The organism is Acetivibrio straminisolvens JCM 21531 (assembly GCF_000521465.1).
In the GTDB taxonomy this organism is placed as follows: domain Bacteria; phylum Bacillota; class Clostridia; order Acetivibrionales; family Acetivibrionaceae; genus Hungateiclostridium; species Hungateiclostridium straminisolvens.
Genome location: NZ_BAVR01000013.1, coordinates 22,214 through 44,942 on the forward strand (window position 1 = coordinate 22,214; position 22,729 = coordinate 44,942).

24 protein-coding genes and 7 pseudogenes are annotated in these 22,729 nt (G+C 38.4%); 21 read left to right on the plus strand and 10 right to left on the minus strand.

Annotated features, from left to right (window positions below; genetic code table 11):
• Positions 1 to 186: 186 nt before the first annotated feature.
• From JCM21531_RS05200 to JCM21531_RS05215, 4 genes are all read left to right on the plus strand, one after another.
• Positions 187 to 969: a TIGR00282 family metallophosphoesterase gene (locus JCM21531_RS05200; RefSeq protein WP_038287985.1), complete on the plus strand. Its 783-nt coding sequence runs from the start codon at positions 187 to 189 to the stop codon at positions 967 to 969.
• A gap of 205 nt (positions 970 to 1,174) precedes the next feature.
• Entirely contained in the window at positions 1,175 to 1,441 is a 267-nt protein-coding gene (locus JCM21531_RS05205; RefSeq protein WP_038287988.1) for a stage V sporulation protein S, read from the plus strand.
• A gap of 248 nt (positions 1,442 to 1,689) precedes the next feature.
• Positions 1,690 to 2,430: a hypothetical protein gene (locus tag JCM21531_RS05210; protein WP_038287991.1), complete on the plus strand. Its 741-nt coding sequence runs from the start codon at positions 1,690 to 1,692 to the stop codon at positions 2,428 to 2,430.
• Positions 2,431 to 2,559: 129 nt separating this feature from the next.
• Positions 2,560 to 2,826: a putative Se/S carrier protein gene (locus JCM21531_RS05215; RefSeq protein ID WP_038287993.1), complete on the plus strand. Its 267-nt coding sequence runs from the start codon at positions 2,560 to 2,562 to the stop codon at positions 2,824 to 2,826.
• A 52-nt stretch (positions 2,827 to 2,878) separates the two neighbouring features.
• Here the strand turns inward: JCM21531_RS05215 and JCM21531_RS05220 are convergent, their stop codons facing one another.
• The 8 genes from JCM21531_RS05220 to JCM21531_RS05250 form a co-directional block, all read right to left on the minus strand.
• Positions 2,879 to 3,775, minus strand: a complete 897-nt coding sequence (locus tag JCM21531_RS05220) for a dTDP-glucose 4,6-dehydratase (RefSeq protein WP_054847008.1) — start codon at positions 3,773 to 3,775, stop codon at positions 2,879 to 2,881.
• A gap of 164 nt (positions 3,776 to 3,939) precedes the next feature.
• On the minus strand, positions 3,940 to 4,590 hold the full coding sequence (locus JCM21531_RS20720; protein ID WP_243467257.1) for a glycosyltransferase family 4 protein: 651 nt from the start codon (positions 4,588 to 4,590) through the stop codon (positions 3,940 to 3,942).
• A gap of 11 nt (positions 4,591 to 4,601) precedes the next feature.
• Positions 4,602 to 5,231, minus strand: a complete 630-nt coding sequence (locus JCM21531_RS20725; RefSeq protein WP_243467258.1) for a glycosyltransferase family 4 protein — start codon at positions 5,229 to 5,231, stop codon at positions 4,602 to 4,604.
• A 14-nt stretch (positions 5,232 to 5,245) separates the two neighbouring features.
• Positions 5,246 to 6,283: a CotS family spore coat protein gene (locus tag JCM21531_RS05230; protein WP_038287996.1), complete on the minus strand. Its 1,038-nt coding sequence runs from the start codon at positions 6,281 to 6,283 to the stop codon at positions 5,246 to 5,248.
• 5 nt (positions 6,284 to 6,288) lie between these two features.
• Positions 6,289 to 7,341 (minus strand): CotS family spore coat protein, encoded by a 1,053-nt coding sequence (locus tag JCM21531_RS05235; protein WP_038287999.1) that lies wholly within the window; start codon positions 7,339 to 7,341, stop codon positions 6,289 to 6,291.
• Between the two features lie 114 nt (positions 7,342 to 7,455).
• Positions 7,456 to 7,704 (minus strand): amphi-Trp domain-containing protein, encoded by a 249-nt coding sequence (locus JCM21531_RS05240; RefSeq protein ID WP_038288002.1) that lies wholly within the window; start codon positions 7,702 to 7,704, stop codon positions 7,456 to 7,458.
• A gap of 200 nt (positions 7,705 to 7,904) precedes the next feature.
• Complete coding sequence (locus JCM21531_RS05245) at positions 7,905 to 8,363, minus strand: hypothetical protein (RefSeq protein ID WP_038288005.1); 459 nt, start codon at positions 8,361 to 8,363, stop codon at positions 7,905 to 7,907.
• 245 nt (positions 8,364 to 8,608) lie between these two features.
• Positions 8,609 to 8,932, minus strand: a complete 324-nt coding sequence (locus JCM21531_RS05250; protein ID WP_038288007.1) for a carbohydrate-binding protein — start codon at positions 8,930 to 8,932, stop codon at positions 8,609 to 8,611.
• Positions 8,933 to 9,287: 355 nt separating this feature from the next.
• Here JCM21531_RS05250 and JCM21531_RS05255 point away from each other — a divergent pair.
• Positions 9,288 to 11,749 (plus strand): annotated as a pseudogene (locus JCM21531_RS05255) (sugar phosphate nucleotidyltransferase).
• Between the two features lie 153 nt (positions 11,750 to 11,902).
• Here the strand turns inward: JCM21531_RS05255 and JCM21531_RS05260 are convergent.
• A complete protein-coding gene (locus JCM21531_RS05260; protein WP_243467259.1) occupies positions 11,903 to 12,154 on the minus strand; it encodes a hypothetical protein in 252 nt (83 codons plus the stop codon).
• 86 nt (positions 12,155 to 12,240) lie between these two features.
• Positions 12,241 to 12,882: a hypothetical protein gene (locus tag JCM21531_RS05265; RefSeq protein WP_038288009.1), complete on the minus strand. Its 642-nt coding sequence runs from the start codon at positions 12,880 to 12,882 to the stop codon at positions 12,241 to 12,243.
• A gap of 241 nt (positions 12,883 to 13,123) precedes the next feature.
• On the opposite strand from JCM21531_RS05265, the gene JCM21531_RS05270 reads away from it, so the two are divergent.
• The 16 genes and pseudogenes from JCM21531_RS05270 (at position 13,124) to JCM21531_RS18250 (ending at position 22,722) form a co-directional block, all read left to right on the plus strand.
• A complete protein-coding gene (locus tag JCM21531_RS05270; RefSeq protein ID WP_243467260.1) occupies positions 13,124 to 13,705 on the plus strand; it encodes a DUF881 domain-containing protein in 582 nt (193 codons plus the stop codon).
• A 130-nt stretch (positions 13,706 to 13,835) separates the two neighbouring features.
• On the plus strand, positions 13,836 to 14,510 hold the full coding sequence (locus tag JCM21531_RS05275) for a DUF881 domain-containing protein (RefSeq protein ID WP_038288011.1): 675 nt from the start codon (positions 13,836 to 13,838) through the stop codon (positions 14,508 to 14,510).
• A 188-nt stretch (positions 14,511 to 14,698) separates the two neighbouring features.
• A pseudogene (gene pdaA / locus JCM21531_RS05280) lies at positions 14,699 to 15,636 on the plus strand (delta-lactam-biosynthetic de-N-acetylase).
• A gap of 65 nt (positions 15,637 to 15,701) precedes the next feature.
• On the plus strand, positions 15,702 to 16,019 hold the full coding sequence (yqfC, locus tag JCM21531_RS05285) for a sporulation protein YqfC (RefSeq protein ID WP_038288013.1): 318 nt from the start codon (positions 15,702 to 15,704) through the stop codon (positions 16,017 to 16,019).
• A 15-nt stretch (positions 16,020 to 16,034) separates the two neighbouring features.
• Positions 16,035 to 17,230: pseudogene (gene yqfD, locus JCM21531_RS05290) on the plus strand (sporulation protein YqfD).
• A 201-nt stretch (positions 17,231 to 17,431) separates the two neighbouring features.
• Positions 17,432 to 18,207 (plus strand): annotated as a pseudogene (locus JCM21531_RS05295) (PhoH family protein).
• A gap of 127 nt (positions 18,208 to 18,334) precedes the next feature.
• A complete protein-coding gene (locus tag JCM21531_RS20730; protein WP_243467261.1) occupies positions 18,335 to 18,724 on the plus strand; it encodes a hypothetical protein in 390 nt (129 codons plus the stop codon).
• 77 nt (positions 18,725 to 18,801) lie between these two features.
• Complete coding sequence (locus JCM21531_RS23560; RefSeq protein ID WP_279378982.1) at positions 18,802 to 18,927, plus strand: hypothetical protein; 126 nt, start codon at positions 18,802 to 18,804, stop codon at positions 18,925 to 18,927.
• A gap of 14 nt (positions 18,928 to 18,941) precedes the next feature.
• Positions 18,942 to 19,034: pseudogene (locus JCM21531_RS20735) on the plus strand (hypothetical protein); the annotation flags it as partial.
• A 12-nt stretch (positions 19,035 to 19,046) separates the two neighbouring features.
• The gene (locus JCM21531_RS20740; RefSeq protein WP_243467262.1) at positions 19,047 to 19,598 is read left to right on the plus strand and encodes a hypothetical protein; all 552 of its coding nucleotides are present in this window, start codon (positions 19,047 to 19,049) and stop codon (positions 19,596 to 19,598) included.
• Positions 19,595 to 20,116, plus strand: coding sequence for an HDIG domain-containing metalloprotein (locus JCM21531_RS20745; RefSeq protein ID WP_243467263.1), 522 nt, complete (start codon positions 19,595 to 19,597; stop codon positions 20,114 to 20,116). Before JCM21531_RS20740 ends, JCM21531_RS20745 begins: the two co-directional genes overlap by 4 nt.
• A 5-nt stretch (positions 20,117 to 20,121) precedes the next feature.
• Complete coding sequence (locus JCM21531_RS20750) at positions 20,122 to 20,442, plus strand: hypothetical protein (protein ID WP_243467264.1); 321 nt, start codon at positions 20,122 to 20,124, stop codon at positions 20,440 to 20,442.
• An 84-nt stretch (positions 20,443 to 20,526) separates the two neighbouring features.
• Positions 20,527 to 21,014 (plus strand): annotated as a pseudogene (ybeY, locus tag JCM21531_RS05305) (rRNA maturation RNase YbeY).
• A 115-nt stretch (positions 21,015 to 21,129) separates the two neighbouring features.
• Entirely contained in the window at positions 21,130 to 21,516 is a 387-nt protein-coding gene (gene cdd / locus JCM21531_RS05310) for a cytidine deaminase (RefSeq protein WP_038288017.1), read from the plus strand.
• A 25-nt stretch (positions 21,517 to 21,541) separates the two neighbouring features.
• Positions 21,542 to 22,429 (plus strand): annotated as a pseudogene (gene era / locus JCM21531_RS05315) (GTPase Era).
• Between the two features lie 149 nt (positions 22,430 to 22,578).
• A complete protein-coding gene (locus JCM21531_RS18250; RefSeq protein ID WP_094184738.1) occupies positions 22,579 to 22,722 on the plus strand; it encodes a YqzL family protein in 144 nt (47 codons plus the stop codon).
• Positions 22,723 to 22,729: the final 7 nt, after the last annotated feature.

A 22,729-nucleotide genomic window follows, 5' to 3' on the forward strand; every position in this document is an offset into this window, starting at 1 on the left:
CCGATATTTTCTGCACAAAAAGCGTGAATTCACGCTTTTTGTGTTATTTGGCGTCTTGGAATGAAATGAAAGAGGCAAAAGCGAAGGGACTCAATGTCCCGAGCTTTCATTTATAAGAGTTTATGCTAATAGAATAATTATTGAGTACATATTGTGTTGCCATACGTTAGAAATGGAGGATATAATTTGAAAATTCTGTTTGATGGAGACATTTTTGGCAATCCTGGTAGAAAAGCTGCGAAGGAAATGGTACAGAAATTAAAAAGGGAGAGGCAAATAGATTTTTGCATTGCCAATGGTGAGAACGCAGCAGGTGGAAGCGGAATAACTTATGTAGTTGCCCAAGAATTGTACAAATACGGAATTGATGCAATAACATTGGGAAATCACACATGGTCGAAAAAGGAGATAATGAATTTTATTGATTCGGACAGCAATATCGTGAGGCCGGCCAATTACCCGCCTGAACTTCCGGGAAAAGGTTCTACGATTATCTCCGGTGAAAATGGGAAGATAGGTATCCTTAACCTGATGGGAAGAGTATACATGGATAGCATAGACTGTCCGTTTAAGGCAGCAGAAAGAGAGCTGGAGTTTTTAAAGAGCAACTGCAAAATAGTTGTTGTGGATATGCATGCAGAGGCGACCTCGGAAAAGTGTGCTTTGGCATGGTATCTTGACGGTAGGGTCAGTTGTGTGTTGGGAACCCATACCCATGTCCAGACCGCCGATGAAAGAATTTTGCCCTTCGGTACGGCATTTATTTCTGATGTTGGGATGACCGGGCCCTATGACGGTATTATAGGTGTAAACAGAGAAATTGTAATTCAGAAGTTTTTAACGCATATGCCCGTGAGATTTGAGGTGGCTGTCGGACGAGTTCAGTTTAGTGCAGTATATTTGGAAATTGATGAAAAGACCGGAAAAACGATAAATATAGAAAGAATACATCAAATACTTGAGGTGTGATCTAAAAAACTTATATCACCTCAATTCCAAAATAAATAGAGCATGAAGATATTTATTGTTTCGATATAATGCCGGTATATTACTAATTATTGACTAAAAAAGAGGATTTTCTGATTTTATGTAGAATTATAATAAATATAACTTATGAACCGAACTTGTTTTTTGGCGTGGTTTTTGTATGTAAAAAAAGGGGGTAAGAAAAACCATGAGTATTTTAAAGGTTTCAGCAAAGTCTAATCCAAATTCCATAGCAGGAGCGTTAGCGGGTTTTGTCAGAGAAAGCGGTACGGTTGAGATTCAGGCAATTGGTGCCGGAGCGTTGAATCAAGCTATAAAAGCGATAGCTATAGCAAGAGGTTTTGTTGCCCCATCGGGAATTGAATTGATTTGCATCCCGGCTTTTACTGATGTTGAGATTGATGGTGTTGAAAAAACAGCAATTAAGCTTATTGTAGAGCCGAGAAAGAGATAATGTCTTTAAATAGAGATATTATCTTGCATAAAAAGTACTGCCCTTTTAGGGCAGTTTTTTTATGCCGTTTTCTAAAGACTTGAAGTGTCTTACGTTTACTTTCAAACCATAATATGCAGAAAGTGTAACCCTTTTTTTATTTTTTAATATACTGATAGTGTAGATAAATTCTTATGATAAAAAAATGGATGAATAGCACAGGAATTATAAATCGGTATAAGGAATTATGTAAAAAGGAGGATTACGCTATGCATGCACATGGACCTAAAATTGAAGCCGGTCAGATTTTAAATCCTGACTGCTTTCCACCACCATCAGAATTAGTATGTATACAGGTGCCGAAGGTATTTGACCAGGTGGCATTGAGAGATTGTGTGACAAGAACCATATGCTTGAAAAAGGGTAGTGACCACTGTCATTCTGTCTTTGCATTTGAAGGTGCAACAGATTTTGACATCGTTGAAGTTAAGGTAATATCAAAAACAGACTCTTTGACAAGACCCGGTTATAAAAAACTGAAACTTTTTGTGAAGATAAGGTACAAAATACACTATTCCGACGGTTCCGAACAGCTTTCCCAGACCGACGAGGCAACATTCAACCTCACGATTAATGAAATATACTGCCCAAGCTGTGTTGCACAGGTTGGAGTAATCAAATCCAATGATGACTTCTGGGATTGTTCGACGAAGACCAAGGATCCCGATGGAACCATGATAAAAGTTGAAGCTTTGGCTGAAGCTTTTAACGACGTGATTAATCCTAATACAGGAGTGCTTTCACTGGATATCGGAGTATTCTTTATAGTTAAATGTGAATGTGTTGTACAGCTTCTTATTCCTTCTTACGGCTATTGCCCGGTTCCACCCGAACAGGTCAATCCGGCCGTACAGAACTGTAAAACATTTAACGACAAGACAAAGACACCTTTCCCGACGAAGTTCTTCCCAGATCAGAAGTGGAATCCGTTGGATCATAGAAGTGAATAGGCTATAAAACGCGCAGAACTGCAATAAGCTGCAGTTCTGTGTGCTTTTAGCCTCTCGGAGTAAAAAGAAAGAGGTAAAAGTGAAGGGACTCTACGTCCCGAGCTTCTCTATTGTTGTGGAGTGGTTTGGATGGAGTACTATTATGTTGGCTTAGAGTCAAGAACACATGCTTTTCTTTTAGAGCACAGGATGAAGATTGAGGGTATGAAAACCTGTGAAATAACTTATATGCCCAGAGATATAATGATAGATTTGTGCAATATTGGAGTAAGATTTAAGGAAAATGAGCTTCCAAAGGCTATAGATTTGTTGAGACGTTTTAACCTGCAAGGACTGAAATTATACAAAGAGGTTGCAAGACCTGACAGGTACTGCTACCATGAAATCTCGTATTAATCATTAGAACCCCATCTAAAAAGTAATGGGGTTCTGATTTTTTTTTAGAAATTTAGTTCTGAGCTTCTATATTTCTCCATATATCCGGGTTTTGCTTATACCACAAAACGGTATCTCGTAATCCCTCTTCAAGATTGAATTTTGCGCTCCAGTTCAGGTTGTTTTTCAGCTTGCAGCTATTTAGGATACATCTAGTGTTCGGCAGGGAACTGTCATTGATTTTTTCAATTGCTCCGCCGGGTTTACCGGCAAGTTCAAGAATCTTTTTTGCCATATCAAAGTCCGATATTTCGTTGCCGGAGCTGATATTATAAACTTCACCCGTCCTGCCGTAGAATAATATTCTTATTAGGGCTATACAATGATCCAGCACATATATCCATTCCCGCACCTTGTTTTCGCAGACCGGAATGGGTTTATCCGAAAGCGCATTTATTATGCACTTTGGAATGAAATTTCCAACATTCTGATAAGGTCCGTAGGTTGGGCAGCACCGGGTTATTATCGCCGGAAAGCCATAGGTTGACTGATAGGATTTTACCAGCATATCGGCACCGGCTTTTGAAGCTGAAAATGGATTATCAGGCAAAAGCGGTGCATCTTCGTTGAAAAATACGTCACTTACCGATGTGCTCCCATATACCTCATTTGTTGATACTTGAATAAAAAGGTTTCCCTGAAATTTTTGTTTTCCCCAGAAATACCGGGCACTTTCGAGCAATGTCTGAGTACCGAGTATATGTGTCTGTGTAAGATTCAGGGGATTGTTTGCACAATTATCCAAATTTGATTCTGAGGCAAAATTAATTATATAGTCGGGTCTATGCCTTTTAATAACATAGTTTACAAGCTCATGGTTTGTGATACTGCCCTTTACAAAATGGTATCTGGGCGATCTTTCTAAATCCTTGAAATTTTCAAGGTTTGACGGATAGTTTAGATTATCCATGTTTATGATAATAAAGTTTTTGTTTCTTCTAAGAAAGAACGTATAAAGTTGCTTCCTATAAAACCTGCTCCCCCTGTGATAAGCATTACCTTCATAGAATCACTTCCCTTGTCAAGAAAGCCCAAATTTTGCTTTCTTACATAAAAAATTTATCCCGCTTTATTTTAAAAATTAATATCATCAAAGAAAGTCTCAATGTCTTGTGAAGTTTTTTCTTCTGCGCTTTTTTCTGTCATATTTTTCTTTGATATGTTTTCTTCTATCATGCTTTTTTCTGTTGATGGGCTCTGTATTTTCGTTTCCTTGACAGTCAGCCTTGGGCCAAAGTTTTGGATTGGAGCTAAAACCTCATCGGCCACTCTCTTCCAGGTATATTTCGACACAGCAGATTCATAGGCTTTTTGTCCCATTTTATAGGCTGTCTGAGGGTTGTTAAGAAGATGGATTATACAGTCGGCAAAAGAGTCCGGATTGTTGTAGTCCTTTATTACAATGCCATTGACATTATTTTTAAATATTTCAGCATTTCCACCCCGGTCGGTTGTTATAATAGGAAGACCCGCGGCCATTGCTTCGTAATGTATCCTTGCCAACGGCTCATTCCATTGGGATGCACATACAAATATATCTGCCACATTATAATAGACCGGAATATCAGCGGGGGGAATAAAGCCTGTAAAAATAACCGGACCGTTTAATTCTTCTGCCAAGGCCCTGCACTGTCTTGTATAATCGTCTTCTTCGTTTCGACCGTACCACTTGCTTCCGATTATTACTAAAGCAGTGTCGCTGAAACTTTCCATTACTTTCTTCATGGCCGAAAGGACTATATGGGGCCCTTTTTTGGAGTTAGTCTTGTGACATGGAGTATTACCCGTTTATTCTCAATCCCCAACTTCTTTTTTAGAAGCTCTTTATTCCTAATACCTTCATCAGACCAGTTGGTTTTGAATTTTTTGATGTCGACTCCGGAGTAAACCACTCTTAATTTACTTTCCGCCATGGGATAAAGCTGTTTTATTCCATCAGCTATGAACTTACTCACGGTGTTTATAAATTCAACTCTGTTTATGCACTCAATTGCCTTTTCCGGCGGTATCTTATCCGGCGAAAACATTTCGTTGTGAAGACTTAGACTGAATCTGACAGAAGGAAGTTTTTCACTTAAGTCCAGCACCCACTTTGGACGGTTGAAAATGTGTATCAGATCAAAACTTTCGTCTAATTGATCCTGAATATTCCTAAGATACCTCAGTGCACTACTGGCCGGTACCCGGATATATCTTACATTGTCAACGACTTCATTGTTGGAAAGTTCAGGATAGCGCTTGCAGAAAACGGTTATTTCATGCTGCTCTTTGATATACGGCAGTATTTCACTTATATATAGCTGAACTGCGCCTCCGGCAACCGGAGGAACAGGAAGTTTCTCGGTACATACAAAAGCAATCTTCATTTTAAAAGCCCCCTTTAGCTTAGTGATTTTATATCCCGAAGTTTTTCGGTAAGCAAAGGCACCTTGGAATTCTCAAGCCTTGCGATTTTTTCAATTTTTGACGCGCTTTCGTTTTTGTTATTTTTGAAAATGTTTTTAACAAGGCCGAAAAACCAATGGGGATACATAAGGTCAATATATATGAGTTCTCTGTCGGCGGGGGAAAGGGGATTTATTTCGCTGTACCAGTCAAGGATTTTTTCAATTTCGTCCAAAGACCAAGATCCTCTGTTCTCCGACAGCTTGCCGATTATTTTCCTTAAATCGCGTCCGGGGTGATCCCAAGTTACTCCGTCGAGATCAATAACATAAACACCATTGTCTGTAAGAAGCGCATTTCCTTTGCCATAATCCTGATGGCACAGAACAATTGTTTTGGAATCTTTATCTGTTAATTCGGTGTACTTTGAGCCATTTAAAAGCTCTATAGCTCTATGACAGATATCGAGCATATCGTCAACATATTTCAGGTAAGAACTAATAGATGCTGAAGCAGGCTTTTCCATGGATGCTTCTTTCCAGGAAGAAAGATTATCAGCCATGGACTTGTAGTGTTCGGGCCACTTGTTAAGCTTTGAAGAGACTTTGGCATTTTCCGGGGCAACATAGCCCTTTGATGCAATATGAAATTTGGCAAGGCCATGCAAGGCAGCTTTTAGGTCATCGGGATTGCCAAAGGACAGATCCCGGCCGTAAAGCCATTCATACACAACGAACAGTTGGTCATTAAAGGAATGGATAAGGTTGCCTTCTTTATCCCGGATTATCCCGGGAACATTTCCGCCGCTATTATATATAAAATCCTGTGCATTTACAGAAAAGCGGGCCTTATCCAATGTCTGCTTCAGTCTTTTTAGGCACAGATCACGGTCCCTGGTTTTTATTTTCCATACGGTTTTTATGCTTGCACTTTGAACTACACTGATGTCTTGAGGTTCTATTTCATACCCCTCCAATACATAGCTTGCAAGCTTATTCAGATCTATATTTTGGATTTTGTTAATATCGTTCAAGCTGCTCAGTCCTTCCTTTGATTAATCTCTTCATAAACAATTGAATCGAAGTTTTCCAAAAGAGGTGCGATGGTCTTTTCAAAAGCAGTCATTTCGGTTATTCTCTTTAGATACTTTTCAAAACTCCATTCCTTGTCTCTTTGATAATAAAATTTATTCATGGCTCCCAAGAACAGATGGGGGAACATAAGGTCGAGTTTTACAACCTTCCACTCGGAATAATCCAAAGGATTTTCCGATTGATAGAATCTTACAAATTTTCGGAAAGTCTCCGTATCCCATCTTCCGCTTTTTTTCATAATTTTATTAAGGAGCTTTCTTATATCTCGTGCCGGAATGTCTATGGTAATCGAATCTGTGTCGAGAACAAAAATTTTACCCGTAGAATTTTTTAAAAGATTTCCGGCTGCAAAATCCTGATGGCAAAGCCCACCGTGGCTTTTTACTTTTTCTACCCAGTCTTGATATTCTTTTCCCTTTAAGCCTTCAATCGCTTGTTTTGCTCTTTCATAAAAGGCGGGAAACTCTTCAATGATTACTTTACCTATCTTATCGTTTTCGGTTTTTTCAAGCTCGGCTTGATAGAACTTGTTCATGTCTTCTACTTGCTCTGTGTATTGTTCAATCCATTTACCCAGATGGATTTTGGGTTTTGTACCTTCCAGAGGAGAAAATCCGGCTGATGCGGCATGAAATCTGGCAAGTTCTTTAACAATCGCCTTAAAGTCTTCAGGTAAACTATATGAAGGGCTTTTGCCTTCAACTGCTTCAAACAGGACATAGCAGGTTCCGTCAATATTCACATAGTCTTTTCCATCTTTGGTTTTATATACAGAGGGAATATTCACTCCATTTTTTCTTAGGTGAGATGCAGCACTCAATATATATTTAAAAGTATCCTCAGAATTGGATATTTTCTTTAAAATCCTGTATTCATCAGGGGTTTGTATCCACCAAACGCCTTTTTTATCTTTGTAGGTCTCATTTCTTATTGATACGACCTTTATATCATATTGTGAAAGGACGTCAAAAAGAGGTTCGTGGTTTATAGAAGTCATGTTCTTATGCATCCTCCTTTAAAGAGAAAATAAATATGGCTGCAAATAAAGCGCTAAGAAAGAAAAAAGGTATGGAAAGAGGGGGAAAAACCCCCTTTCCAGGCAAAAAATCAATTAGTCTACATCCAGTTCTAATCCTTCTTCTTCAACTGCAGTTCCATTGTCCCAGGAAACTTTAAGAGTGAGTGCACCACCTTGTTCGTCTTCGCTGTACTTGATCTTGTAATCAATTTCACGGTCAGTAGGAATTGATACACTTTTTCCTTCAACTGTCAATTTTCCTGCGAACAATTCAGGAACAACTCTTTTCACGAAATCTGCAAACTCACTTTTTGTGCCGAAAAAATCTTCTTGATACTTCATAAAGACTTAGCTCCTTTCTTATTTGAGATAATAATTTAAATAGTTTAAGTTATTTAAATCATTTTTTGCTTCTTATACATAATATTCATTTGATAGTTTTATGTTACCTATATTTTTGATTTAAAAATTAGGGGCGTTTATAGGGAATTAATCAATGAAAGCAAAAGAAAAAGTCTTTTTTCAAGACTTTTTTAGCTGAATCACCTTTTATTCAGATTTCTGAGATATTCTGCGGTAATTGCTGAAAATCCGGAACCGGGCATTACCGGCATATTACCGTTTTCTTCGAACTGTATATTAGAGGAATCTCTCCTTAAAATCTCCAGTTCTGTTTTGATATTTGAAAGTTCCGAGTGGGAGATTTGGCTTCTGCACGATTCTTCGGATTCAATCTGGGATTCCAACAAAAGCATTTGGTTTTCTAAATTTTCAACCCTTTCGCTAAGGTTACTGATTGAACGGTGGATTTCTTTGATTTTTTCCATAAAGGTATCGTTAATGCTTTTGAAGGTGTCCAGTATCAATTTCTTGTTATCTTCGGCATCATCAGTCTTTTTGAAATCACTATCGCTTTGGACATCTGGCGAATTATTTGAGTCGATTGATTTTGGGTTCACAGGATATCTGTTTATGTACATTCTACGATTATTAAACATCATATGGCAGTTACCTCCTTCCTTTATTATATTAAAGAATAAAGAAAATAGTTCCATAAGTGGCCCGGTATTTCAATACATAGAATAAAAGCTCGGGACATCGAGTCCCTTCGCTTTTGCCTCTTTCATTTCATTCCAAGAGACCAAAAAAGAGCAGGGGATTTGAGTGTGCCCCTGCTTTTAAAGCCATTCCGACTAGGAATTGGATGTCTCTTGGAAGTTTCGAAATAAAAAGGAAGAAAGAATTTTTATTTGGATATATCAAAAGAGTAGTTGGCTCCGCAGTTATTATCCCAGTTGTTTGCGCAGTCTTTGAAGCAGATGTTTAGAGTGTCTGCTTCCATGACAGGGATTGTTGCTTCAAATCCCATTGGAGTCTTTATCATAGGGTAGTCATGAACGTGGTTCCAGTTGCTGTCAAAGCCTACGTGTGCATATAGGTGGGATGCACCGCTTTTTGAAAGAAGACCGTCATACATGATGGTTAGATTCTCTCCGGCGGTAGGAGTAGCCGGTTTTATGGTGATACCGTTGGACATATAATCATTATTTGCTCTGGTGTTTCTTGGCATGTTTATTCCTCCATTCATAATAAAAATTATATTTTTTGTTAATAATTTCTGACAGGTAATGTTGTTTATGAATTCATAACCTGCGGGGTTTTTTATTATTTGATAAACGGCATGAAAAAATACTGGTATATAAAGACGAAGCAGTTAATATGTAATATTTCGCGGACAAACGAGCATAATAAAAAGACTCGTTAAAATTTTGCGGCAAAAGCAAAAAATAGCAAAGATGATTAAATTTAAAATGAATTAAACTTGCCGGTTTTACAAAAGCTTTAATTAGGAGACTTTATTTATTGTTAGGGAATTTATTTGTTTCTCAAGCTTCATGCAAGAAATCTATGAAAGGATGAATAGAATGAAAGCAGTTATCATGGCGGGAGGAGAAGGTACCAGACTAAGACCTCTTACGTGTAACAGACCAAAACCAATGGTACCTATTGTAAATAAACCTGTTATGGAACACATAATTGAGTTGTTGAAAAAATACGAATTTAAGGATATTGCCGTCACCTTACAGTATTTACCGGATATGATAAAGGACTATTTTGGGGATGGTAGGGATTTTGGAATAAATTTAAGGTATTACGTTGAAGACAAGCCGATGGGAACAGCGGGAAGCGTTAAAAACGCCGAGGAGTTTTTGGATGACACATTCCTGGTAATAAGCGGAGATGCCCTTACGGATATTGATCTGGGGAAAGCAATTGATTACCATTTCAGCAAAGGCTCCATTGCAACTCTTGTATTAAAGAAGGTTGATATACCTTTGGAATATGGAGTTGTAGTCACTGATGAAAACGGCAGAATAACAAGGTTTTTGGAAAAGCCAAGCTGGGGAGAAGTGTTCAGTGATACTGTAAATACAGGCATTTATATACTATCTCCTGAGGTTTTAAAATATTTCAACAAAAATGAAATGTTTGACTTCAGCAAGGATTTATTCCCAATACTACTAAGGGAAAACAGACCTATGTACGGGTATATAACCGATGAATATTGGTGCGACATAGGTGATCTTATGGCCTACAGTCAAGCGCATATGGATGTTTTGGACGGCAAAGTGAAAGTAAACATACCAGGAAACAAGATAAGAGACAGGGTATGGGTAGGAGAAGGAAGTGTCATAGAGGAAAATGCTGTCATTGAAGAACCCTGCGTGATTGGAGCAAATACCCGAATTAAGAAAGATTCTGTTGTAGGCAGTTATTCTGTTTTGGGAGACAACAATATTATAGGTGAGAGAAGCGGCATAAAAAGAAGTATTCTCTGGAAGAACAACGTACTTGACAGTAATGCCCAGCTGAGGGGTACAGTAATATGCAATAAGGTTAATATCAAAGAAGGGGTATCAACCTTTGAAAATTCCGTCATCGGAGACGATACTCAAATAGGAAAAAATGCAGTAATAAAACCCAGCATTAAAATATGGCCTAACAAGATTGTGGAGGGAGGAACTGAGGTAAACTCAAACCTTGTATGGGGCTCAAAATTCGTTCGCTCCATATTTGGCTTTAGAGGAGTTGCCGGGGAAATAAATGTGGACATTACCCCGGAGTATGCTTCCAAGCTTGGGGCTGCCTATGGAGCTATTTTTAAAGGCAAAGGAAAAATCGGAGTAAGCTCTGACGACGCTGCTGCGGCAAAAATGCTGAAGATGTCCTTTATGTCGGGGTTGCTCTCGGCAGGACTTAAAGTTTTGGACTTTGGAGTCCTTCATTTGCCGGTTGCCAGATCTGCGGTGAGATTTTACGGTGCAGACGGAGGAATTCATATAAGTACATCAAGTAAGAATTTTGGCCGGCTTACTGTGGATTTTCTAGACAAGAATGGAAGCAACATAGAGAGAGCGGTGGAAAGAAAAATTGAAAATGCTTTTCAGAGGGAAGACTTCAGCAGATGTGAAGGGGAGGCGATTAAGGATATTGAAATAATACCGGATTACACAAAATACTATTTGAGAAACATAATGAACAATACCCGGTCAAAAGAATTGGGCTATCGTATAGTACTGAATTCTACTTCGGATTTTATTTTCGGCACGGTAAGCAATTTGCTTGAAAATCTTGGCTGTACGGTGGAAAAAACTTCTTTAAATTTACAGAATGCCAAAACAATGAAAAGTGGCAATGACTCAAAAGAAATGAGCTATTTTACCGATATGGTAAAATGGGAAACTATGACTTGGGCGTGTCAATTGAAGACACTTCTGAAAAAATGATGCTGATAGACAATAATGGGCGGGTTATATCGGATGATATGTTTACAGCCCTTATTTCATTAATCATGTTTAAAACTGTCCAAGGCGGGACAGTGGTTGTGCCGATTTCTACGAGCTCCGTTGTGGACAAACTTGCTGAGCAAAACAACGGCAAGGTAATAAGAACCAAAACATCTCCGCAGGATGTTATGAACAAGATACTGGGAAATGAAATAAAGGAAAGTGTATATGAGCAGTTTACACTGCATTTTGACGCAATTGCGGGACTTGTAAAAATTCTTGATTTCATGAAATCGGAAAACTACGCCCTTACAGACCTTGTGAATATGATACCGGATTTCTATGTAAGCGAAAAAGAGGTTGAGTGTTCATGGAATGCAAAGGGAAAGGTAATAAGGCAGATTATACAGGAAAATGAAGGGCAAAGCATTGAAACCCTTGAAGGGGTCAAAATATTTAAGGACGGAAGCTGGGTACTGGTTTTACCTGATGCCGAGCAGCCAATATGTAGAATAAAAAGTGAAAGTTATTCTGCTGAATTTGCGGAAGAACTTACAAATCTCTATGTAAACAAAGTAAAGGAGATAAGTCAAAAATAGCAAAAATGACGTAACAACTGTTTTAATGCAAAAAAAGTGGGGCTTTGATGCCCCTTTAAGATTAAATATGACTGAATGCCGGCGATTATCAATCCCCGAATATGGGGTCGTAATCCTCTTCTACATAAGGTTCAAAATAAAAATCAATGTACATTAAGTTATTCTCTGAGTCTTTGCCTGACGAAAATGCAGCTCTGAATTCAAATTCCGGCTCATTAACCTGTCCCTTGCATTTCTGTCCAAAGGAATATTTTTTGCAAGGTAAATATTATACTCTTCGAGTTTATTTACCACCCAATTAAATTCATCCATATCATCAACATCCATACATGGAATGCTGCCCTTTCTCATCTCAGCGACCATATCTTCAATTTCTCCTGTTTGGTACCTTATCTGATAGAACATCAAAACCACCCTCCGCTTACTATATTAACATTTAATATATACCACAAAAAGTAGTTTGGAAGCAAAGTTTAAAAAAATAATGCAAATTAATCCGCATAGTTTGAAGGAGGGGTGGAAGTATCAAAATTTCCGATTATAGATGAAGATTCCTCGGGAATAAACATTTTAAAGCCGTCTTCGTAATCTTTCACAGCGTCAAGAAAAGCTTTGTCCTCTGCTCTTCTGAGACAGCAAAATATTATATCATCCATGTAATCGTCAAAGTATGAGGTGATAAGGTAATATTTTACCCGGGTATCTGTCAGGCCTCTGAAAAAGTTTCTCGCCGGTGTCAGTCCGATATCCATAATAAAGCTTAGGTCTTTGGCTGCGATGTCATAATTTGCACTGGCGCGAAGTATATTCATGTTCCCTGCGTCTGTACCGGGGACAGTGTCGATTCCGAGCTTTTCCAGCTCTTGGGCTAATATAGCTCTGCAGAGATAATGTTTGGTACTTTCATGACTCATTTTCTTGTATTTGACCATGTATGTCTCTTCTCTAAAGTCTGTGATTGTTCTTATAAGGAAAGCATCTTCCTGTAAAAGCAGCTTGTTGTCCACCAGAAATTTAAGGAAATTCACATCCCTTTCTCCGCCGCTTGAGGCTTTTGCATTATCTAAAACATTATCAAAGGATACGCTGATGTCTCTAAAGTTTAGTTTTTCCCTAAGCAAGTTGCAAAACATAAAACCCACCTCCACGATTCTAAGATTGAACTTTGAAGATTAAAATCCGATTTATTTAGTATAACCAGAGTTTGATTATTATATCATTCATTTGGATTTTCAGATTTGGTGTAATGTATAATAAGAAATTTATATATTGGTACTTGAAATAGTGTATTTTTAATGTAGAATTAAATTATCGAATGTTTTTCATAAAATGTAGAATAGTTTTACTTCACTACAAAGAAAAGGAAGCTGGGGTATGAAAAAAAGTGATAAGAGCTATATTTTGGCAGTTTTATTCATGTTTTTTGGAATACTTTTATCAGTCCAGTTTAGAAGCGTTTTAAACTCTAAAAAGAATAAGCCTTCTATTGCTTATCAGATTGAAAACCTCCAAAACGAAATAAAAACTGAAAAACTTATAGCGAGCAAACTTAGAGAAGAAATTGACCAGAATATTAAAAAGCAGGATGAATACATTAAGATGTTTATGGAAGGAAGTAACGACAACGAACTTGCCAGAGAGTGGGAGAGCGTGAAACTTGCGGCAGGCCTTACCGATGTAATGGGAAATGGAGTGATTATATTTATGGCAGATGCTCCCGAGCAGTTGGGAGGGAAGATCGAGAATTATGTTGTGCATGACGTTGAAATAGTGGAGGTTTTAAATGAGCTGAAAAAAGCAGGAGCACAGGCTATATCGGTGAACAATGAGAGGATTATATCCACAAGTGAAATAATATGTGCGGGACCTACGGTGCGTATCAACAGAAACAGGTATCCGGTTCCATATGAAATAAAGGCTATAGCAATCCGAAAAAGCTATATGATGCACTTGTAAACAGTCATATTGCCAGTGAATTTCAAATGTTTGACAAAAGGTTTGAAGTTCGGATAGCCAAAGACATAGTAATACCTAAGTACAGCGGAGATATCAATAATTTGGTTGACGGCTTGGAGGTGATTGAATAATGAGGTTTGCAAGAAATATGTCCATTACTGTAATTTGTATTATATTGGGTATCATGCTGTCTTGGCAGTATAAAAGTATTGAAAGCAACAAAAAGGTATCGGCAAGTCAGACGAAAAACTTGTACGATCTGCAAAAGGAACTGCTGGAAGAGAAAAAGAATAATGAGAATTTGCGGGCCCGAAACGAGGAATTGGAAGCGCAGCTGTCGGAGTACATCAATGCTGCAGGAAACAATAAAAAGATTGAGGAGAGTATAAGGGAGCAGCTCATAAGGGCAAGGATGCTTGCCGGTTTGGTTGATGTTGAAGGTCCCGGCATTGAGATAGTTTTAGATGACGGAGAGTATGATTATCAGGCTGTCTACGATATTGACCTTTTGAAGCTTGTCAACGAGCTTAGAGCAGCAGAAGCACAGGCTATATCGATAAATGGCGAAAGGGTTGTGGCCATGACGGAAATCAGATATACAGAACCGTATATGGTTATAAACGGAAGGCAGATATATCCGCCTTATATTATAAAGGCCATTGCCGAGCCCGAAAAGCTTGATTATGCCCTAAACATGCTGGGAGGTATAGTAGAAATTTTTCGGGACAGTTTTGGATACAAAATCAGCGTAAACAAGGTGGACAGGATTACAATACCAAAGGTGAGGATGATGGTTCGGTATTAAAATACAACCTCCTTACTCCGTTGTGATTTAAAAGCCTCTTTATAAAAAAAGAATAAATTTTCTGTCTAATGAAGAACAGGTTATTTTTTTGGAAAATCCAATATATAAATATTGTAGGCCTTAAATTTTGTACTATGTTTTTAGTGCACTATTTAAGGCTCCACTGTTTTTATAGGGAGGCTTGTACAATGAAAAAAGGGGTAATTGTTATAGTGATTGCTGTATGTTTGCTTCTGGCAATAAGATTTTTGCCGGGAGGAGAACAGGAAAACCTGGAGCTGCCGGATATGGGCGGAGTGTACTCGGTGAGCCTTAACAATCTGGATTTTTCTACTGAGATTACCGGTATGTTAAGCGATGGAGTTATAGACGAGGTACCCTATGAAGAGTATGAAGATGTATTTGCAGAGGCGCTTCCTGTCAGCGGATACAGCAACAAAGTTCTTCGCTGGGGGATAGCAAGAAGGGGATATGATAAAATACCGGACGCAGACCCCGGAGCACCGGAACTTTTGGCAAAATACGGCGGCGTCTATTTGGGCGATACATCAAAAAAGGTGATATACCTTACTTTTGATGAAGGATATGAAAACGGGTACACTCCAAAGATTCTTGATGTCCTGAGGGATAACAATGTAAAAGCCGTATTTTTCATAACAGGACCTTATCTAAACGAGCATCAGGACTTGGTGAGGAGAATGGTGGAAGAAGGTCATGTGGTGGGAAACCATACGGTACATCATCCAGTCTTCCCAGCGTTTCGGATAAAGAACTTGAGGAGGAAATCCTGGGGCTTGACAGAGCCTTTCATGAAAAATTCGGTATCAACATGAAGTTCTTAAGACCGCCAAAGGGAGAATACAGCGAAAGAACCCTTGCAATAACGCAGAAATTGGGCTATACCAATCTGTTTTGGAGCTTTGCTTACGATGATTGGCACAGAGACAAAGTAAGAGGGCCTCAATATGCTTACAACAAAGTTATGGATAATCTCCACAACGGGGCGGTACTTCTTTTGCATGCAGTGTCAAAGGACAATGCGGATGCCCTTGATATGATTATTAAAGGAGCGAGAGAGAAGGGATTTGAGTTCGGAGATGTAAATGACCTTATACCTGACAGATGAATCAATACATTTCCAAGAGCATAAATTTAATACTGGTGAAAAATGTTTTTTGAAGGAGAAGATTTATGCCCGAAAAAAGAAAGAAATCAGCCAAAAAACGCAAGGAGGAAGAACCAAAAATAAATCTTAAGGAGAAAATGGCAGAATTGCTGGAACTTCCGAAAGAGCTTGTGTTGGATCTGCCTAAAATAACGATGTTTGGAAACAAAAACCTGATTGTAGAAAACTACAAAGGAATTATTGAATACGACAATAACAGAATAAGGGTAAATACGGGGAAAGGAATCATAAGGGTTACCGGAGACAGCCTGATTATCAAGGAAATTACATCAGAAGACCTTATGATAGATGGAGAAATCCTTTCCCTGGAATTTCTAAAGTAGCTCGGGGGAATATAAATGTTGATATTAAGGTTATGGAATTATATAAGAGGATATGTTATTATATTTGTTGAAGGATATTTTCTAGAGAAATTTGTAAACATATGCACCAGAAGACAAATTTTGTTGTGGGATATCAAAAGGCACAAGAACAGCAAAATGACTCTGAAAGTCAGTATCCGAGGCTTTAAAATGCTAAAGCCCGTGGCAAAAAAGACTGGCTGCAGGGTAAAAATACTGAAAAAAAGAGGTTTGCCTTTTTTGTTAAACAGATACCGGCGCAGGAAAACTTTTTTACTTGGTGCAGCGGTATCTATTGTGTTATTTTATATAATGACATCCTTTGTATGGAGTGTTGAGGTTTGTGGAAATCAGAAAATTGAAACGGACATTATTTTAAAAAGCCTTGAGGAGCATGGAGTAAAGCCCGGAGTATTTAAATACAAGATAAACCCCGAGGAAATTGCAAGCAATATAATTTTGGACGTAGACGGGCTTTCCTATGTCAATGTGTTGGTAAGAGGCACAAAAATAAAAGTAGAAGTGGCTGAGGGTGTCAAGCGTCCTCCGATTATACCTTTGAACGAACCCTGCGATATTGTGGCAAAAAAAGATGGGGTAATCAAGTCTATTGTTGTCAAGGTGGGTCAGGCACAAGTCAAAGAGGGGGATACGGTAAGAAAAGGCCAGATTCTTGTATCGGGAAGTATACCGATAAAGAGGGCGGAAAACAACCCAAAAAGGGTGCATGCAATGGGAGAAGTGCTTGCCAGGACGTGGTATGAGGGCAAGCATCCGGTGGAACTTAGAGCTGTTGAAAAAATTAGAACCGGGAGAAAGAAAGACAATTTGACTTTGGTTTTGTTTTCAAAAGAGATTCAATTATTTCATAAAGAGGCAGGTTTTAATGATTTTGAAAAGGTGGAAATCAAAAAAATCTTTCAATAGGAGAAGAATTTGTTTTGCCCTTTGGGCTTATTATTGAAAGGTATTATGAGAATGATGTGATAGAAGCCGATATTTCTTTAGAAGATGCAAAGGAGAATGCCGCAAGCGTTGCATATAAGAAAGCCGCAAAAAATATTCCCGAAGGTGCCAAGATAGTTGACAGAAAGGTTGAGTTTATTGAAAATGAAAACGGTGAAATTGTAGCGGACGTTATTATAGAATGCTTGGAGGACATTGGAGTTGCAAAAGAGAATGGAGGAGAATGATTGGAAAGTCTTGTAGAAGTTTCTTTGGAATTTGACAGAATTGAGCATGCTATGAACCTTTTTGGGAATTTTGACGAAAATATTAATATAATTGAGGATGCTTTTAATGTAAAGATTATTTCAAGAGATAACGAAATAAGAGTAGTGGGTTATAGTGACGGAGTATATAAAGCTCAGACGGTTCTTAACAGACTTATCAGCATGGCGGCGCAAGGGGACATTATATCAAAGCAAAATGTAAGTTATTTTGTTCAGTTGGCCGAAGACAACCAGCTTGATAAGGTTAAAGGTTTTACAGCGGATTTCATCTGTCTTACGGCAAGAGGAAGACAGATAAAAGCAAAGACCCACGGACAGAAAATTTATGTGGATGCAATAAAAGAAAATGATATAGTATTCGGCATAGGCCCGGCAGGTACGGGAAAGACGTTTCTAGCTGTGGCTATGGCAGTGACTGCTTTCAGAAACAAGGAAGTAAACCGGATAGTCCTTACCAGGCCTGCGGTTGAAGCGGGCGAAAAGCTGGGATTTTGCCGGGAGACTTGCAAAACAAAGTGGATCCGTATTTGCGGCCGCTGTATGATGCTCTTTATGAAATGATGGGAGCCGAAACTTATCACAAATATCTGGAAAAAGGCATGATAGAAGTTGCACCCCTTGCATACATGAGGGGAAGGACCTTGGATGATTCTTTTATTATACTTGATGAAGCCCAAAATACTACTCCGGAGCAAATGAAAATGTTTCTTACAAGAATAGGCTTTGGTTCAAAGGCTGTTATTACCGGAGATATTACCCAGATAGACCTTCCGGGGGACAAAAAATCAGGTCTTGTAGAGGTAATGAAAGTCTTAAGGGATGTGAAGGGTATTTCTTTTATCCAATTGTCCGACAAGGACGTGGTAAGGCACGAATTGGTTCAGAGGATTATCCAGGCATATGAAAGGTATGACAAGGGCAAAAAGGGAAGCAATTAGAGGGGTTTAAGCAGCTTCTTAACTGGAGGAGAACAATTATTATGACAAAAGACAAGGATAGGGGCAATAACGGCAGTAAAAAATATTTTTCAAGAGTAAGCGCATTCAGAGGTTTTTTATTGCTGTTGTGACAATTATTCTTGCATATCTTATCGTCTCAAACGGTGCAACTCCGAAAAAATACAGAGTTGTTTTAGGTACAATATCGGGATATGACATCCTTTCTCCAAGAGACATAGTAAACACTATAAAGACTGAGGAGAATGCAAGAAAAGCCGCTTCGGAAGTTTTACCGGTTATAAAGGATATACCGAATGCGCCTATAGAAGTAATAAATGTCCTTGATAAGTTGTTTTTCCTGATTGATGAGGCCCAAAACTCTTACAAGTTGAGGATTGATTCAATCTCCGGCAGCCGCCGCTATGAAGAGCTTACTTCAAATGCGCTAAGTGAGGCAAAGGCAGCATTTGTAAAGGACATAGGTGAGCTTGGCATAAAACTTGAAGATGCCAGGTAGATTATCTTATATCAAAAGCAAGTGAAGAGGATATAAATAGTTTTGAGGCTTTAGTTCGCAGTCATGTCAGCGATATAATGAAAAAGGATATAACTGAGGACAATCTAAAAGAGAGGATAAATGAGCTAAAAGACGGCATTTTTAATAGCGAAATAAAATATGAGCTGAAGAATGTAGCCTTACAGTCGCGGATTTTATTCTAAAGCCCAACAGGACTATTGATGATGAGCTTACAAAGGCAAGGAAAGATGCTGCATATAACGACCCTAGAAATATTGAGACAATTAAAAAGGGTCAGAGGATTTTAAGTGTCGGTGAGAGAGTGACAGAGGACAAGCTTAAGGTATTGGAGGAACTGAATCTTCTTGAAACCACGAGCAGGTTTGACTTTTCTTTTGCCGGAGGAATACTGGTTATTCTGATTCTTTTGTCCTTGCTTTTGATTTTGTATATGCATAACTTTTGCAAAAAAGTATATTACAACAGAACCGATTTGATTCTGTTGTCCGTTGTTATTCTTATGATGCTTCTTATCGCAAGAGGGGCTTATGAGTATTCCTCTTTGATTATACCTGTATTTATAGCAACAATGCTTATATCTATTTTGCTTGACTTAAGGCTTGCCATCGTGGTCAATGTTGTTTTGACCATAGCAATATCCTTAATGATAAATTACGATTTCAAGTTTGTCTATATGGCCCTTATATCCGGGACCTTTTCTGCTTTCATAGTATCAAAGGCAAATCAAAGAAACAGGCTTTCTTTGGCCGGAATTGTTGTTTCGGTAATCAATGTGCTGTTAGTGGCTGCCATAGATATTATGTATAAGGCAGGATGGGAGACAATACTTAGAGAATGTACCTGGTTTTTGTGAACGGAATAATGTCAATGGTAATTACAATCGGGGTTCTGCCATTTCTTGAAAGTACATTTAATATAATTACGCCTTTGAGACTTTTGGAGTTTGCCAATCCCAATCAACCCCTTTTAAAAAGGCTGCTTATGGAAGCACCTGGGACATATCATCACAGTCTGATGGTGGGTAACCTTGCGGAGGCAGGTACCGAAGCTATCGGGGGAAATGCTCTGCTTGCAAGAGTTGGAGCATATTTTCACGATATCGGAAAGCTTAAAAAGCCCAATTTCTTTATTGAGAATCAAATGAACGGCAATCCCCACGACATGATGACTGCAAACTTAAGTGCCCTTATTATTACATCTCATATCCATGACGGCAATGAGATGGCGAAAAAATACAAAATACCGCTTCCGATAAGGGATATAATTTTACAACATCATGGGACTACTCTTGTGGCATATTTTTATCATAAGCCAAAATGGCCGAAAACTCGGAGAATGTTGAAGAAAAAAATTTCAGATATGATGGAATAAAGCCCATGACAAAAGAGGCTGCGGTGGTTATGCTGGCAGATTCTGTTGAAGCTGCTGTAAGGTCTATGCCCGACAAGACGGAAGGAAAGATTGAAGGTCTTATAAGAAAAATAATAAAGGACAAGCTGGATGACGGACAGCTTGACAATTGCAATCTTACATTAAAAGACCTTGATAATATTGCAAAAGCATTTATGAAGGTTTTTAGCGGGGTATTTCATGCAAGAGAGGAGTATCCCGATATAAAGAAAGAAGGCGGCGGGGAAGAAGTTCATAATGATAAAGAGTTGGAGCATGAAAACTTGGAATCGGAGTCTTTGAAATAAGCATTTTTAATAGGAAATTTGGAAAAACTCTTAAAAATAAAAGACTAAAATGGATTTAGAAAGAGATTTAAGGGGAGAAAATATATGGAAATATTTATTGAAAACATACAGGATGAGATTGAAGTTACCGATGAAATGCTTGAGCTGATGAAAAAAGCTGTAAAAGCATGTCTTGAACATGAAAAGTTTGAGCATCCTTATGAAATAAGTATAATTCTTACGGACAATGAAAAAATAAGAGAGGTCAACAGCGAGCAAAGAAATATTGACAAACCGACGGATGTTTTGTCATTTCCTATTGTAGATATGTATGAAGGAGTGATAAAATCAAGTCAGGGCGATTTTGACATGGATGAAGGACGGATTATTTTAGGTGACATATTGATTTCTTTGGAAAAGGCAAAAGAGCAATCCGTTGAATATGGGCATTCTTTTGAAAGGGAGCTGATATTCCTGTTGGTTCACGGTGTTTTCCACCTTTTGGGTTATGACCACGATATTCCCGAAAGGGAGAAAAAATGTTTGAAAAACAGGAGATCATTCTTAAAAGCTTAAACCTTGAGAGGCATTAACAGGCTTTAAAAATATTATAAACTTTGGTAATTGGATAATAAAATATTGCCGATAAATTAAAAACTGGATAGAATATCAATTTGAGTAGCAATAATGTATTTTGGAGGCAGAAAAATGGATGACAGAGAGCTTTTGGCTATAGCTGAAAATATAAAAAAGAACTCCTATTCTCCTTATTCCAATTTCAGGGTGGGGGCTGCCGTACTTACTCAAAGCGGTAAAACTTTTGCGGGAGTGAATGTGGAAAACGCAAGCTTTGGTGCCACCATCTGTGCGGAGAGAACTGCTGTTTTTAAGGCAGTATCCGAAGGCGAACGAAAAATAGTGGCTGTAGCCATAACGAGTGACAGTGACGAGTACACTTTTCCGTGCGGTATATGCAGGCAGGTGCTCAGAGAATTCGGTGATGACGGTACTCGAGTAATATGCGGCAATAAAAGCGGAGAATTCAAGGTTTTTAAGCTCGGAGAGCTTTTACCTAATGCTTTTTTCAAATTCTAATATTTTTTGACCGGAGGGTGAGTATATGGCTTTTAAATCAGGCTTTGTCTCAATAGTGGGCAGGCCCAACGTAGGTAAGTCTACTTTGCTTAACAAATTTACTGGAGAGAAGATTGCAATTATGTCGGACAAGCCCCAGACAACCAGAAACACTATACGGGCAATAGACACAGGGAGGATTATCAGATAATATATATTGATACTCCCGGTATACATAAGCCGAAAACAAAGTTGGGGGATTTCATGGTTAATATCGCCAAAGATTCCCTGAACGAGGTGGATTTGGTGTTGTTTTTGGTTGAAGCATTGGATAAGGAGCCGGGACCGGGGGATTTATATATTATAGAACAGCTTAAAAAGGTAAAGACACCGGTATTTTGCTTGATAAATAAAATTGACCTTGTGGAAAAGGACCAAATACTGCCCACAATAGCAGCCTATAAGGAAACTATGGACTTTTCCCAGATAATACCTATTTCTGCTCTTGAAGATAAAAGCGTGGATATCGTTAAAGAAGAAATCAAAAAGGTTTTGCCGGAGGGACCAAAATATTTTCCTGAAGATATGATAACCGACCAGCCAGAAAAAGTAATAGCGGCAGAACTTATAAGAGAGAAGATACTGGGACTATTGAGTGATGAAGTGCCCCATGCGTCGGTGTTGAGGTTATAACTTCAAGAAAGAGGATAAGGACATTTTGGATATTCAGGCCAATATTTACTGCGAAAAGGACAGTCATAAAGGGATTCTGATTGGCAAAGGAGGTAAAATGCTAAAGAACATAGGCAGCCTATCCAGAGCGGAAATAGAAAGACTTTTTGCCACAAAAGTATTTTTGGAACTGTGGGTTAAAGTAAAGCCTGATTGGCGGAATAATGAGTTTATGCTAAAGATGCTGGGGTACAAGAAATAGATGCCTGAAACTCTTGTGTAAAGCAGCATTCAAGCTGTTACATAAGTGTGGTTCCCGGGTAGAAATTATATGATAAATTTTCAAAGTATACAAATAAATTTTTAGTGTAACCTAATTATTATCAAGAAATAATAAGGGGGAATGCATTTATGTTGAAAGAGTTTGCATGGAAGGCTTTTGAAAATACAGGAGATATTACAACATATATGTTTTTTAAAGAAATAGAAGAAAAAGCTAAAGCTGTAAGAGAGACCGAGATAGCAAGGGATGAGGTTGCAAGTACTCATCATTAGAGGGATA

Bases quoted from the DNA above. Each gene is read 5' to 3' on its own strand.
- JCM21531_RS05205 (WP_038287988.1), top strand. From the start codon at position 1,175: ATGAGTATTTTAAAGGTTTCAGCAAAGTCTAATCCAAATTCCATAGCA.
- JCM21531_RS05210 (WP_038287991.1), top strand. From the start codon at position 1,690: ATGCATGCACATGGACCTAAAATTGAAGCCGGTCAGATTTTAAATCCT.
- JCM21531_RS05215 (WP_038287993.1), top strand. From the start codon at position 2,560: ATGGAGTACTATTATGTTGGCTTAGAGTCAAGAACACATGCTTTTCTT.
- JCM21531_RS05220 (WP_054847008.1), bottom strand. From the start codon at position 3,775: ATGGATAATCTAAACTATCCGTCAAACCTTGAAAATTTCAAGGATTTA.
- JCM21531_RS20720 (WP_243467257.1), bottom strand. From the start codon at position 4,590: ATGAAGAAAGTAATGGAAAGTTTCAGCGACACTGCTTTAGTAATAATC.
- JCM21531_RS20725 (WP_243467258.1), bottom strand. From the start codon at position 5,231: ATGAAGATTGCTTTTGTATGTACCGAGAAACTTCCTGTTCCTCCGGTT.
- JCM21531_RS05235 (WP_038287999.1), bottom strand. From the start codon at position 7,341: ATGACTTCTATAAACCACGAACCTCTTTTTGACGTCCTTTCACAATAT.
- JCM21531_RS05240 (WP_038288002.1), bottom strand. From the start codon at position 7,704: ATGAAGTATCAAGAAGATTTTTTCGGCACAAAAAGTGAGTTTGCAGAT.
- JCM21531_RS05245 (WP_038288005.1), bottom strand. From the start codon at position 8,363: ATGATGTTTAATAATCGTAGAATGTACATAAACAGATATCCTGTGAAC.
- JCM21531_RS05250 (WP_038288007.1), bottom strand. From the start codon at position 8,932: ATGCCAAGAAACACCAGAGCAAATAATGATTATATGTCCAACGGTATC.
- JCM21531_RS05260 (WP_243467259.1), bottom strand. From the start codon at position 12,154: ATGTTCTATCAGATAAGGTACCAAACAGGAGAAATTGAAGATATGGTC.
- JCM21531_RS05265 (WP_038288009.1), bottom strand. From the start codon at position 12,882: ATGTTTTGCAACTTGCTTAGGGAAAAACTAAACTTTAGAGACATCAGC.
- JCM21531_RS05270 (WP_243467260.1), top strand. From the start codon at position 13,124: ATGAAAAAAAGTGATAAGAGCTATATTTTGGCAGTTTTATTCATGTTT.
- JCM21531_RS05275 (WP_038288011.1), top strand. From the start codon at position 13,836: ATGAGGTTTGCAAGAAATATGTCCATTACTGTAATTTGTATTATATTG.
- yqfC (WP_038288013.1), top strand. From the start codon at position 15,702: ATGCCCGAAAAAAGAAAGAAATCAGCCAAAAAACGCAAGGAGGAAGAA.
- JCM21531_RS23560 (WP_279378982.1), top strand. From the start codon at position 18,802: ATGAAAAAGGATATAACTGAGGACAATCTAAAAGAGAGGATAAATGAG.
- JCM21531_RS20750 (WP_243467264.1), top strand. From the start codon at position 20,122: ATGACAAAAGAGGCTGCGGTGGTTATGCTGGCAGATTCTGTTGAAGCT.
- cdd (WP_038288017.1), top strand. From the start codon at position 21,130: ATGGATGACAGAGAGCTTTTGGCTATAGCTGAAAATATAAAAAAGAAC.
- JCM21531_RS18250 (WP_094184738.1), top strand. From the start codon at position 22,579: ATGTTGAAAGAGTTTGCATGGAAGGCTTTTGAAAATACAGGAGATATT.